11 protein-coding genes are annotated in these 13,064 nt (G+C 60.6%); all 11 read right to left on the bottom strand.

The window, feature by feature from the left end:
* Window positions 1-4: 4 nt before the first annotated feature.
* On the bottom strand, window positions 5-1,537 hold the full coding sequence (nuoM, locus tag BFL40_RS28570) for an NADH-quinone oxidoreductase subunit M (RefSeq protein WP_071487071.1): 1,533 nt from the start codon (window positions 1,535-1,537) through the stop codon (window positions 5-7).
* 49 nt (window positions 1,538-1,586) lie between these two features.
* Window positions 1,587-3,440 carry an NADH-quinone oxidoreductase subunit L gene (nuoL, locus tag BFL40_RS28565; protein WP_071487070.1) on the bottom strand — a complete coding sequence of 618 codons (1,854 nt, stop codon included), beginning with the start codon at window positions 3,438-3,440 and terminating at the stop codon, window positions 1,587-1,589.
* Window positions 3,437-3,745 carry an NADH-quinone oxidoreductase subunit NuoK gene (gene nuoK / locus BFL40_RS28560; protein WP_003174727.1) on the bottom strand — a complete coding sequence of 103 codons (309 nt, stop codon included), beginning with the start codon at window positions 3,743-3,745 and terminating at the stop codon, window positions 3,437-3,439. Before nuoK ends, nuoL begins: the two co-directional genes overlap by 4 nt.
* 2 nt (window positions 3,746-3,747) lie before the next feature.
* A complete protein-coding gene (nuoJ, locus tag BFL40_RS28555) occupies window positions 3,748-4,251 on the bottom strand; it encodes an NADH-quinone oxidoreductase subunit J (RefSeq protein ID WP_057721781.1) in 504 nt (167 codons plus the stop codon).
* Window positions 4,252-4,260: 9 nt separating this feature from the next.
* Window positions 4,261-4,809: an NADH-quinone oxidoreductase subunit NuoI gene (gene nuoI / locus BFL40_RS28550; RefSeq protein WP_027979511.1), complete on the bottom strand. Its 549-nt coding sequence runs from the start codon at window positions 4,807-4,809 to the stop codon at window positions 4,261-4,263.
* An 11-nt stretch (window positions 4,810-4,820) separates the two neighbouring features.
* The gene (gene nuoH, locus BFL40_RS28545) at window positions 4,821-5,828 is read right to left on the bottom strand and encodes an NADH-quinone oxidoreductase subunit NuoH (protein WP_012724954.1); all 1,008 of its coding nucleotides are present in this window, start codon (window positions 5,826-5,828) and stop codon (window positions 4,821-4,823) included.
* Window positions 5,825-8,539, bottom strand: a complete 2,715-nt coding sequence (gene nuoG / locus BFL40_RS28540) for an NADH-quinone oxidoreductase subunit NuoG (protein WP_071487069.1) — start codon at window positions 8,537-8,539, stop codon at window positions 5,825-5,827. The genes nuoH and nuoG overlap by 4 nt, the downstream gene beginning before the upstream one ends.
* Window positions 8,540-8,674: 135 nt before the next feature.
* A complete protein-coding gene (nuoF, locus tag BFL40_RS28535; protein WP_071487068.1) occupies window positions 8,675-10,030 on the bottom strand; it encodes an NADH-quinone oxidoreductase subunit NuoF in 1,356 nt (451 codons plus the stop codon).
* Window positions 10,027-10,524 carry an NADH-quinone oxidoreductase subunit NuoE gene (nuoE, locus tag BFL40_RS28530; protein WP_071487067.1) on the bottom strand — a complete coding sequence of 166 codons (498 nt, stop codon included), beginning with the start codon at window positions 10,522-10,524 and terminating at the stop codon, window positions 10,027-10,029. Before nuoE ends, nuoF begins: the two co-directional genes overlap by 4 nt.
* A 2-nt stretch (window positions 10,525-10,526) precedes the next feature.
* Window positions 10,527-12,311 (bottom strand): NADH-quinone oxidoreductase subunit C/D, encoded by a 1,785-nt coding sequence (gene nuoC, locus BFL40_RS28525; protein ID WP_071487238.1) that lies wholly within the window; start codon window positions 12,309-12,311, stop codon window positions 10,527-10,529.
* A gap of 72 nt (window positions 12,312-12,383) precedes the next feature.
* Complete coding sequence (locus BFL40_RS28520) at window positions 12,384-13,058, bottom strand: NuoB/complex I 20 kDa subunit family protein (protein ID WP_016975544.1); 675 nt, start codon at window positions 13,056-13,058, stop codon at window positions 12,384-12,386.
* Window positions 13,059-13,064: the final 6 nt, after the last annotated feature.

Genomic DNA, 13,064 nt, shown 5'->3' with positions numbered 1-13,064 from the left:
GCTCTTACCGTGCCGAAGCGAGTTGAGTGAAGGCGGTGCTGAACCACTGCTGCACGCCATGCATCGTCGCGGCAGAAGTGTCCAGGAACGGTTGCGGGTACACGCCGATGTAGATCAGCAGTACCGCAAGGCCGAGCACCATGATCAGTTCGCGAGCATCCATCCCTTGCAGGACAGTGTCGGACTTGGCCGGGCCGAAGTAGGCGCGGTGGATCATGATCAGCGAGTAAACCGAACCAAACACCAGGCCGGAAGTTGCAATGGCACTGATCCACGGCGTGTGCACAAACGAACCCATCAGGATCAGGAACTCGCCTATGAAGTTACCGGTACCCGGCAAGCCCAGGGACGCGGCGGCGAAGAACAGGCTGATCGCCGGCAAGTAAGCGATGCGTGACCACACGCCGCCCATCTCACGCATGTCACGGGTGTGCAGGCGCTCGTACAACTGGCCACTCAGGATAAAGAGAGCCGCGGCCGAAACACCGTGGGCCAACATCTGGATGACAGCGCCTTGCAGCGCCAGTTGGCTACCGGAGTAGATGCCGATCAGTACGAAGCCCATGTGGGAAACGGACGAGAAGGCAATCAGACGCTTGATGTCGGTCTGCGCGAACGCCAGGAACGCACCGTAGAAAATCCCGATCAGACCCAGGGTCATGGCGATCGGCGCGAACTCGGCCGAGGCATTCGGGAACAGCGGCAGGGCGAAACGCAGCAGGCCGTAGGCCGCAGTCTTCAGCAGGATACCCGCCAAGTCCACGGAACCTGCGGTCGGCGCCTGGGCGTGCGCATCCGGCAGCCAGGAGTGGAACGGCACCACCGGCAGCTTCACCGCGAACGCGATGAAGAAGCCCAGCATCAGGATGTACTCGGTGGTCAGGGACATCTTGGTTTTCAACAGGTCGGCGTAGTTGAACGTAATCACGCCGGTGTTGTTGAAGTTGACCAGTACCAGACCCAGGATCGCCACCAACATGATCAGGCCGGAAGCCTGGGTGAAGATGAAGAACTTGGTCGCCGCGTAGATCCGGGTTTTCTTGCCGTCCGAAGAACTGTGACCCCAGAGCGCGATGAGGAAGTACATCGGCACCAGCATCATTTCCCAGAAGAAGAAGAACATGAACAGGTCGAGGGCGAGGAACACGCCGACAACGCCGCCCAAAATCCACATCAGGTTCAGGTGGAAGAAGCCCACGTGACGCTGAATTTCTTTCCAGGAGCAGAGTACCGAGAGGATACCCAGCAGGCCGGTCAGCAGGATCATCAACAGCGACAGGCCGTCGAGGGCCAGGTGCACGTTGATGCCGAAGCGCTGGATCCACACGTGCTTGAATTCAAGCGCGAAGGTTGGATCGGCACCCGGTGCCGGAGCGAATGAATAGTCGCCATGGGCCCACAGCCAGAGGCCGAGAGCGAGTTCCAGGGACATGGTCAGCAACGCAATCCAGCGGGGGAGGGTGGCGCCGAAGCGTTCACCCATCCAGCAGAGCAGGCCGCCGATAAAGGGGATCAGGATTAGCCAGGGCAGAATCATGACAGGCTCGTTTCCTTTCGCAAGTTCGCAAAGTTGGCAATGTTCATAATCAGACTGCTACCACAACGATGGCGCCGATCACCAGAACGGCACCGGCAGCCATGGAAGCAGCGTACCAACGCAACTGGCCCGTCTCGCTGCGGCTCAAGGCGGTGTGACCGGCCTTGGCGGTGCGCGGGATCAAACCGATGGTCTGGTCGAGCGGGTCTTTGCGCAGTACATGGCTGATGGCCAGGTAAGGCTTGACGAACAGTTTGTCGTAGATCCAGTCGAAGCCCCAGGCGGCGAACCACCAGGCCGACAGGAAGCGGCCAATGCCACTGTTGGCGACAGCGGTAACGAAGCGACGCTTGCCGAGGAACAGCAAGGCTGCCAGCAGGATACCGGCGATGGCGATAGCACCCGAGACGAGTTCCAGGCTGTGCTTGGCTGCACCGCCGGCATGGCCAGCGCTTTCCGGCAGTACACCGGCCAGTGGCGGAGTGATCAGGGCGCCGATGAAAGTCGACAGGATGATCAGTACCGACAATGGCAGCCAGTGCGAGATGCCATGGCCTGCGTGCGCTTCGGTCTTGGCTTCACCGTGGAAGGTGATGAAGATCAGGCGGAAGGTGTACAGCGAGGTCATGAACGCACCCACCAGGCCTGCGTAAAGCAGGTTCTGGTTACCGCTGGCAAAAGCTTCCCAGAGGATTTCGTCTTTCGAATAGAAACCTGCGGTCACCAGCGGCAGGGCTGCCAGGGCGGCACCACCGACGATGAAGCTGGCGTAGGCCAACGGCAGTTTCTTCCACAGGCCGCCCATCTTGAAGATGTTCTGCTCGTGGTGGCAGGCAACGATCACCGCACCGGAAGCAAGGAACAGCAGGGCCTTGAAGAAGGCGTGGGTCATCAGGTGGAAGATCGCCGCGTCCCAGGCGCCAACGCCCAGGGCCAGGAACATGTAGCCGATCTGGCTCATGGTCGAGTAGGCGAGGATACGCTTGATGTCGGTCTGCACCAGCGCGGCAAAACCGGCCAGTACGAGTGTCACTCCACCGACCAGTCCTACAAGATGCAGGATTTCCGGCGCCAGGGTGAACAGGCCGTGGGTACGGGCGATCAGGTAGACACCGGCGGTTACCATGGTTGCGGCGTGGATCAGTGCTGACACCGGGGTAGGACCGGCCATCGCATCCGCCAGCCAGGTTTGCAGCGGCAGTTGTGCGGATTTACCGACAGCGCCGCCCAGCAGCATCAGGGTAGCGAACGTGATCCAAAAGTCACCGACCTGGAATTTCTGCGGTGCCAGCACCAGCAGTTCCTGGATGTTCAGCGTGCCCACTTGTTGGAACAGGATGAACAGGCCGATGGCCATGAACACGTCGCCGATCCGGGTCACGATGAAGGCTTTAAGGGCGGCGTTACCGTTGTTGCGGTTGCTGTAGTAGAAACCGATCAACAGGTACGAGCACAGGCCCACGCCTTCCCAACCGAAGTACAGGAACAACAGGTTATCGCCGAGTACCAGGAACAGCATGCTGGCGATAAACAGGTTGGTGTAGGCGAAGAAGCGCGAGTAACCGGCTTCACCGCGCATGTACCAGGACGCGAACAGGTGGATCAGGAAGCCGACACCCACCACCACGCCGAGCATGGTGATCGACAGGCCGTCGACGTAGAGGGCGAAGTTGGGCTTGAAGCCGTCCACCGACATCCACTGCCACAGCACCAGGGTGTAGTGGCCGCCTTCGGGAGGTGCCACGTTGAATTGCCAGATGACGTAGGCGGCCACGATGGCCGACAGGCCAATGGAACCCACGCCCACCAGGGCAGACAAGTTTTCCGACCAGCGTCCACGGGAGAACGACAGCAGCAGGAAACCGATCAGGGGAAATACGAAAGTCAGAAAGATCATGTTCATCCGCGCATCTCACTGGCAGCGTCGATATCAAGCGTGTGGAAGCGACGATACAGTTGCAGCAGGATCGCCAGGCCAATACTGGCCTCGGCAGCTGCCAGGCTGATCACCAGGATGAACATGACTTGTCCATCCGGCTGGCCCCAACGTGCACCCGCAACAATGAACGCCAGTGCCGCAGCGTTCATCATGATTTCCAGGCTCATCAACACGAACAGAATGTTGCGGCGGACCATCAGGCCGACCAGGCCAAGGCAGAACAGGATGCCGGCGACCGCCAGACCATGCTCCAAAGGGATAGCAGGCATCGTCATTGCTCCTTGGCTTCGTTGCGGCCCAAGTGGAAGGCGGTGATGGCTGCAGCGAGCAGCAGCATCGAAGCCAGTTCGACCACCAGCAGGTACGGACCGAACAGGCTGATGCCCACGGCCTTGGCGTCTACGGTGGTGTGGCCGATGGCCTGGCCGCTCTGGTGAGCGAACAGCACATACAGCAGTTCACCCAGCAGCAGGGCTGCCAGCACAACCGGGCCGAGCCAGATGCCGGGTTTGAGCCAGACGCGTTCCTGGGCGACCGACGCCGGCCCCAGGTTGAGCATCATCACCACAAACACGAACAGCACCATGATGGCGCCGGCGTAGGCGATCACTTCCAGCACGCCGGCGAACGGAGCGCCGAGTGCGAAAAAGGTCATGGCCACGGCGATCAACGAAATGATCAGGTAGAGCAGGGCGTGCACGGGGTTGGTGTTGGTGATCACGCGAAGCGTGGACACCACTGCAATACCGGACGCGAAATAGAAAGCGAATTCCATCTTTCTTCCTTAAGGCAGCAAGCTCTTCACGTTGATCGGCTCGGCTTCGTTTTGTGCGGCGCCTTTGGGCTTACCGGCAACGGCCATACCTGCAACACGATAGAAGTTGTAATCAGGGTTTTTACCGGGACCAGAGATCAAAAGATCTTCTTTCTCGTACACCAGGTCCTGACGTTTGAACTCGGCCATCTCGAAATCCGGTGTCAGCTGGATTGCGGTGGTCGGGCAAGCTTCCTCGCAGAGGCCGCAGAAAATGCAGCGCGAGAAGTTGATGCGGAAGAAGTCCGGGTACCAGCGACCGTCTTCGGTTTCAGCTTTCTGCAGGGAGATGCAACCCACCGGGCACGCCACGGCGCACAGGTTGCAGGCTACGCAACGCTCTTCGCCATCGGGGTCGCGGGTCAGCACGATGCGGCCGCGATAGCGCGGCGGCAGGTACACCGCTTCTTCCGGGTATTGCAGGGTGTCGCGTTTGCGAAAGCCATGGCCGAAAATCATCACCAGGCTTCGCAACTGGGTACCGGTACCCTTAACGATGTCGCCAATATATTTGAACATGGGTCAAATCCTCACTGAACCGCGGCTGCTGGCGTGTTCAACAACACAACGGCGGCAGTCACCAGCAAATTGATCAGGGTCAGTGGCAGGCAGAAGCGCCAGCTGAAATCCATCACCTGGTCGTATCGTGGACGCGGAATGGAAGCGCGAAGCAGGATAAACAACATGATGAAGAACGCGGTCTTCAGGAAGAACCAGAAGAAGGCCAACTGCGGCAGGATGCCGAACGGACCGTGCCAGCCGCCGAAGAACAGCGTGACCAGCAGGGCCGAGATCAAGATGATGCCGATGTATTCGCCAACGAAGAACATGCCCCATTTCATGCCGGCGTATTCAATGTGGTAACCGTCGGCCAGTTCCTGTTCCGCTTCCGGCTGGTCGAACGGGTGACGGTGAGTCACGGCGACGCCAGCGATGAAGAAGGTGCAGAAGCCGAAGAACTGCGGAATGATGAACCACAGGTTCTGTGCCTGGTACTCGACGATGTCGCGCATGTTGAACGAGCCGACCTGCACCACGATGCCCATCAGCGCGAGGCCCATGAACACTTCGTAGGACACGGTCTGGGCCGAAGCCCGCAAGCTGCCCAGCAGGGCGAACTTGTTGTTACTCGACCAACCGGCGAACAGCACCGCGTAGACCGACAGACCGGCCATGGCGAAGAAGAACAGCAAGCCGATGTTCAGGTCCGCCACGCCCCAGGTCGGGGTGATCGGGATGACCGCAAAGGCAATCAGCAAGGCGCTCATGGCCACGACCGGTGCCAGGGTGAAGATCACCTTGTCGGCAAACGGTGGGGTCCAGTCTTCCTTGAAGAACATTTTCAGCATGTCGGCAGCGATCTGGAACATACCGAATGGGCCAACGCGGTTCGGACCGTAACGGTCCTGCCACCAGCCCAACAGGCGACGTTCGACGAAGCTGAGCAGGGCGCCCGCAACGACCACGGCCAACAGGATCACGATGGCCTTGACGACCGAGATGATCACGTCGATCACTTCAGGGGTGAACCAGGTCATTGCGCTGCCTCCTGCAGACCGTCAACGGTTTTGCCAAAGATCGCCGCTGGAATACCGGCGATGCCCTTAGGCAGTGCGACCAGGCCTGCACCCAACTCATCGTTGATGCGCAGCGGCAGACGCAGGGTCTGGCCGGCCACGTTCAGGCTCAGCAAGGCACCTTCGTTGACGCCCAGGCGATCAGCTTCCGACTTGGCCACGGACACGTAAGCGGCTGGAATGCGCTCTTGAACCGGTGCGGCTTTGGAAGAAGTCTCTTCGCTGCCGAACAGGTGGAAGAACGGCACAACCTGCCAGGTACCCTGGGCCGGGTTGAACGGACGCGGTACGGCGGCGAACCAGTTCAGCGAATCACCGGTGCTTTCGATCAGGCGGGTGCCCGGGTCGCCAGCGCGGATATGACCACCGACTTCGTCCTGGAACTTGTTCCAGGCTTGCGGCGAGTTCCAGCCCGGCGACCAGGCAAATGGCACCTGCTGACGTGGCTCGACCGAACCCGAGTAACCTTCCATGGAGAAGGCGAACGCGGTGTCGTTGTCTTGCGGAGTACGTGGCTCATGCACGCTGATGTCAGCCCGCATGGCGGTACGACCGGAGTAGCGCAGCGGCTCGCGGGCGAGTTTCATGCCCTTGATGCGGAACGCGGCGGACGGTGCTGCATCGACAATCCGCGCAAGCTGCGGCGCGCTTGTGGCGACGGCAGCAGTCACGTGGTCGAGTTGGGTCCAGTCGATCGGTTGATTCAGCAGGGTCGCGCGCAGGGCATGCAGCCAGCGCCAGCCTTCGTGAACCAGGATGCTGGCGTCCATGTACTTCGGATCGAACACCTGGAAGAAGCGTTGGGCGCGGCCTTCCTGGCTGACCAGAGTACCGTCGCCTTCGGCGAAGGTGGCGGCTGGCAATACCAGGTCGGCACGGTCGCTGGTGGCGGTCTTCTGGTGATCGGCAACGATCAGCACTTTGGCGGCGTCCAGCGCTGCGTCGACCTTGGCCGAATCAGTGCGGGTGTACAGGTCGTTTTCCAGTACCACGATGGCGTCGGCATTGCCGTCGATCACGGCTTGCAGGGCAGCGTCCAGGGACTCGCCACCGAGCATGGCCAGGCCAAGGCTGTTGGCTTCCGGCACGACCAGGCTGATGGAACCGTTCTTCTCACGCAGTTTCAAGGCTTTGGCGATGTTGGCAGCGGCTTCGATCAGCGCCTTGGAACCCAACGAGGTGCCGGCAATGATCAATGGGCGCTTGGCAGCCAGCAGGGCGTCGGCGATGCGCTGGGCCAGTGCCAGGGCTTCGCTGTCCAGGCCTTCGACGGCAGGTGCGCTGGCGTCCAGGGCGTGAGCCACGGCGAAACCGATGCGGGCCAGGTCGTCTGGGGCTGCGTGGACGCATTCTTCGGCGATGTCGTCGAGCTTGGTTTCAGCCAGGCTTGCGATAAACAGCGGGTTCAGCGCGTGCTGGCCGATGTTTTTCACCGCGGCGTCGAGCCAAGGCTGTACGCGCATGGCGTCGGCCATGTCTTCGGCCTTGCCTTTGACCGACTGGCGCAGCGACAGGGCGATGCGGGCAGCGGTTTGGGTCAGGTCTTCACCGAGGACGAAGATAGCATCGTGGTCTTCGATGTCGCGCATGTTCGGAACCGGCAGCGGGCTGTCGTTCAGCACTTGCAGGACCAGGCGGATGCGCTCCAGCTCAGCGGCTTCGATACCGGAGTAGAAGTGCTCGGCGCCGACCAGTTCGCGCAACGCGTAGTTGCTTTCGAGGCTGGCGCGTGGCGAACCGATACCGACGATGTTGCGACCGCGCAGCAGGTCGGCGGCTTTATCCAGCGCATCGTCCAGGCTCAGTTTTGCACCACCGGCCAGCAGCGGCTGGCGAGGGCGGTCTTCGCGGTTGACGTAGCCATAGCCGAAACGGCCGCGGTCGCACAGGAAGTACTGGTTGACCGAACCGTTGAAGCGGTTTTCGATGCGACGCAGTTCGCCGTAGCGCTCACCCGGGGAAATGTTGCAACCGCTGGAGCAGCCATGGCAGATGCTCGGCGAGAACTGCATGTCCCACTTACGGTTGTAGCGCTCGGAGTGAGTCTTGTCGGTGAACACACCGGTCGGGCAGACCTCGGTGAGGTTGCCGGAGAACTCGCTTTCCAGCACGCCGTCTTCAACGCGACCGAAGTACACGTTGTCGTGGGCGCCGAAAACGCCCAGGTCGGTGCCGCCGGCGTAGTCTTTATAGAAGCGTACGCAGCGGTAGCAAGCGATGCAGCGGTTCATCTCGTGGGAAATGAACGGGCCCAGTTGCTGGTTCTGGTGGGTACGCTTGGTGAAGCGATAACGGCGCTCGTTGTGGCCGGTCATCACCGTCATGTCTTGCAGGTGACAGTGACCGCCTTCCTCACAGACTGGGCAGTCGTGGGGGTGGTTGGTCATCAGCCATTCAACGACACTGGCGCGGAACGCCTTGGATTCTTCATCTTCGATGGAGATCCAGGTGTTGTCGGTGGCTGGGGTCATGCAGGACATGACGATACGACCACGGGTGTCGTTCTCGTCGGTGTACTGCTTGACCGCACACTGGCGGCAAGCACCGACGCTACCAAGCGCGGGGTGCCAGCAGAAATACGGGATGTCGAGGCCTAGTGAGAGACATGCCTGTAACAGGTTGTCTGCCCCATCGACTTCGAGCGCTTTGCCGTCTACGTGGATAGTGGCCATGGTTCAAAGTTCTTCGTTGGCCCGTTGTCAGCGGGCGTGGCTAATGGAATCTTGTTATTCATGTGCATCTACACAGCCTTTACGGCGTCAGCCCATGAGAAAGCTACGGGTGTGGACCCTTCGCCTTTTAAAGCGTTACGCGCCGACTACGATCGGCCTTGCCAGAGGCGGGACGGCGGCGCTGGTGGGCGCGATGCCGGCTTCGAACTCCGAACGGAAGTATTTGATTGCGCTGCCCAATGGCTCCACGGCGCCCGGTGCGTGAGCACAGAAGGTTTTGCCTGGGCCGAGGAAACCGACCAGACCCAGCAGGGTCTCGATATCGCCGGGCTGACCTTCGCCTTTCTCGATGGCCATCAAGAGCTTGACGCTCCATGGCAACCCATCACGGCAAGGGGTGCAGAAACCACAGGATTCGCGAGCGAAGAACTGTTCCATATTGCGCAGCAACGAGACCATGTTCACGGTGTTGTCGACCGCCATCGCCAGGCCGGTACCCATACGGGTGCCCACCTTGCCAATGCCGCCGGCATACATTTGTGCGTCCAGGTGCTCAGGCAACAGGAAACCGGTACCGGCGCCGCCTGGCTGCCAGGCTTTCAAGGTGTAGCCGTCGCGCATGCCGCCGGCGTAGTCCTCAAACAGCTCGCGTGCGGTCACGCCGAATGGCAGTTCCCACAGGCCAGGGTTCTTGACCTTGCCGGAGAAGCCCATGAGCTTGGTGCCCATGTCTTCGCTGCCTTCGCGGGCCAACGACTTATACCAGTCCACGCCGTCGGCGATGATCGCCGGCACGTTGCACAGGGTTTCAACGTTGTTCACGCAGGTCGGCTTGCCCCACACGCCAACGGCGGCAGGGAAGGGCGGCTTGGAACGCGGGTTGGCGCGGCGACCTTCGAGGGAGTTGATCAGTGCGGTTTCTTCACCGCAGATGTAACGCCCGGCGCCGGTGTGCACGAACAGTTCGAAGTCAAAGCCCGAACCGAGGATGTTTTTGCCCAGCAGCCCTGCCGCCTTGGCTTCTTCCACTGCACGGTTGAGGTGCTTGGCGGCGGTGGTGTATTCGCCACGCAGGAAGATGTAGCCACGGTAGGTTTTCAGCGCGCGGGCGCTGATCAGCATGCCTTCGATCAGCAGATGGGGCAGTTGCTCCATCAGCATGCGGTCTTTCCAGGTGTTCGGCTCCATTTCATCCGCGTTGCATAGCAGGTAGCGGATGTTGATGGATTCGTCTTTGGGCATCAGGCCCCACTTCACGCCCGTGGGAAAACCTGCACCGCCGCGGCCTTTAAGGCCTGCGTCTTTCACGGTCTGGACGATGTCGTCCTGGGCCATGTCGGCGAAGGCTTTGCGCGCAGCGGCGTAACCGTTCTTGGCCTGGTACTCGTCGAGCCATACGGCCTCGCCGTCGTCACGCAGACGCCAGGTCAGCGGGTGAGTCTCGGCCGAACGCTTGATCAGGTTGGCCGGGCCGAAAGAAGTCAGGGTCATGGGTAGCCCTCGAGCAATTGGGTCACGCCAGCAGGCTGCACGTCACCGAATGTGTCGTCGTCGATCATCAACGCCGGCGCCTTGTCGCAGTTGCCCAGGCAGCACACTGGCAGCAGCGTGAAGCGGCCGTCCGCAGTGGTTTGGCCGAGGCCGATGCCCAGTTTGGTCTGGATCGCGTCAACCACCGATTCGTGGCCGCCGATGTAGCAGACCATGCTGTCGCATACGCGAATGATGTGGCGGCCGACCGGTTGGCGGAAGATCTGGCTGTAGAACGTGGCCACGCCTTCAACGTCGCTGGCAGGGATGCCGAGCAGTTCGCCGATGGCGTAGAGGGCGCCGTCCGGCACCCAGCCACGTTCCTTCTGGACGATCTTCAAGGCTTCGATCGACGCCGCGCGCGGGTCTTCGTAGTGATGCAGCTCGTGCTCGATGGCCGAGCGCTCGGTTTCACTCAAGGTGAAACGGTCTGTCTGGATAAGCGTGCTATTCATGCTTAGCGGTCCACGTCGGCCATAACGAAATCGATACTACCCAGGTACGCAATCAAGTCCGCGACCATTTCACCTTTGATCACCGAAGGGATCTGCTGCAGGTGCGGGAAGCTTGGCGTACGAATCCGGGTGCGGTAGCTCATGGTGCCGCCATCGCTCGTCAGGTAATAACTGTTGATACCCTTGGTCGCTTCAATCATCTGGAAGGATTCGTTGGCCGGCATCACCGGGCCCCACGAAACTTGCAGGAAGTGCGTGATCAGGGTTTCGATGTGTTGCAGCGTGCGCTCTTTCGGCGGCGGCGTGGTCAGCGGGTGATCCGCCTTGTACGGACCGGCCGGCATGTTGCGCATGCACTGCTCGATGATCTTCAGGCTTTGGCGCATTTCTTCGACGCGCACGATGCAACGGTCGTAGGCATCGCCGTTGGCCGCCAGCGGCACTTCGAATTCGAAGTTCTCGTAGCCGGAGTACGGGCGCGCTTTACGCAGGTCGAAGTCGCAACCGGTCGAACGCAGGCCAGCACCGGTGACGCCCCATTCCAGGGCTTCTTTGGTGTTGTACGCGGCGACGCCGATGGTCCGGCCTTTGAGGATGCTGTTGTCGAGTGCAGCTTTCTGGTACTCGTCCAGACGCTTGGGCATCCAGTCGATGAACTCCTTGACCAGGCGGTCCCAGCCGTTCGGCAGGTCGTGGGCCACACCGCCAATGCGGTACCAGGCCGGGTGCAGGCGGAAACCGGTGATGGCCTCGATAACCTTGTAGGCGCGCTGACGGTCGGTGAAGGTGAAGAACACCGGAGTCATGGCGCCGACGTCCTGGATATAGGTACCCAGGAACAGCAAGTGGCTGGTGATCCGGAAGAACTCGGCCATCATGATGCGGATGGTGTCGACGCGGTCCGGAACCTTGATGCCGGCCAGCTTTTCGACCGAGAGCACGTACGGCAGGTTGTTCATCACGCCGCCGAGGTAGTCGATACGGTCGGTGTACGGGATGAAACTGTGCCAGGACTGACGCTCGGCCATCTTCTCGGCACCACGGTGGTGGTAGCCGACGTCCGGCACGCAGTCGACGATTTCTTCGCCGTCCAGTTGCAGGATGATACGGAAGGCACCGTGAGCCGAAGGGTGGTTCGGGCCCAGGTTGAGGAACATGTAGTCCTCGTTGGTGCCGGAGCGTTTCATGCCCCAGTCTTCCGGGCGGAAGCGCGCGGCCTCTTCCTCAAGCTGTTGCTTGGCCAAGTTGAGGCTGAACGGATCGAATTCGGTGGCGCGGGCAGGGAAGTCCTTGCGCAGCGGGTGACCTTCCCAGGTCGGCGGCATCATGATGCGCGACAGGTGTGGGTGGCCCGGGAAGTCGATGCCGAACATGTCCCACACTTCACGCTCGTACCAGTTGGCATTTGGCCAGATACCGGTCACGGTCGGAATGCTCAGGTCGCTCTCGGACAGGGCAACCTTGATCATCACGTCGCTGTTACGTTCCAGCGACATCAGGTGATAGAACACGGTGAAGTCGGCGCCGCTCGGCAGGCCTTGACGCTTGGTGCGCAGACGCTCGTCCACGCCATGCAGGTCATACAGCATGACGTACGGCTTGGGCAGGTTACGCAGGAAGGTCAGGACTTCGACGAGCTTGGCGCGCGCCACCCACAGCACCGGCATGCCGGTGCGTGTGGCCTGGGCGGTGAAGGCGTCAGGGCCAAAACGGTTATTGAGTTCGACGACCACATCCTGGTCGTCTGCCTTATAAGGCGGGATGTACAGAGCACTGCCTGTAGTCATGGTTTTTTTATCGCTTTGGGTCAACGTAAAGAATGAAGCCAGGTTTTCGTTCTATAGAAGAAGCGGGCTGGATCAGACTTCGTCAGGGCTGCGCAGGTTGGTGACTGCGATTCGCTGTTCGCGGCGCTCTTCCTTTTGCGAAGGCATCTCGGCGCGGTACACGCCTTGATCGCCGACGACCCAGGAAAGCGGACGACGCTCCTTGCCGATCGATTCCTGCAACAGCATCAAGCCTTGCAGAAATGCTTCAGGGCGAGGCGGGCAGCCAGGCACGTAGACGTCCACGGGCAGGAACTTGTCCACCCCTTGAACGACGGAGTAGATGTCGTACATGCCACCGGAGTTGGCGCACGAACCCATGGAGATAACCCACTTCGGCTCGAGCATTTGCTCGTAGAGGCGCTGAATGATCGGCGCCATCTTGATAAAGCAGGTTCCGGCGATAACCATGAAATCCGCCTGGCGCGGTGATGCCCGGATAACTTCGGCGCCAAAGCGCGCGATGTCATGGGGCGCCGTGAAGGCGGTGGTCATTTCCACGTAGCAGCAGGACAGGCCGAAGTTGTACGGCCACAGGGAGTTTTTACGCCCCCAGTTGACCGCGCCACTCAGCACGTCTTCCAGCTTGCCCATGTAGATGTTTTTGTGGACTTGATCTTCTAACGGATCGGAAACGGTTTCCCGTTCGCCGATAGGGTACTGATCGTTAGGAGCATCCGGGTCGATCCTGGTGAGATTGTATTGCATCGCCAA

Origin of the sequence: Pseudomonas costantinii, assembly GCF_001870435.1 — a bacterium.
Classification (GTDB): Bacteria; Pseudomonadota; Gammaproteobacteria; order Pseudomonadales; family Pseudomonadaceae; genus Aquipseudomonas; species Aquipseudomonas costantinii.
This window is presented reverse-complemented; position numbering and strand designations above follow the sequence as displayed.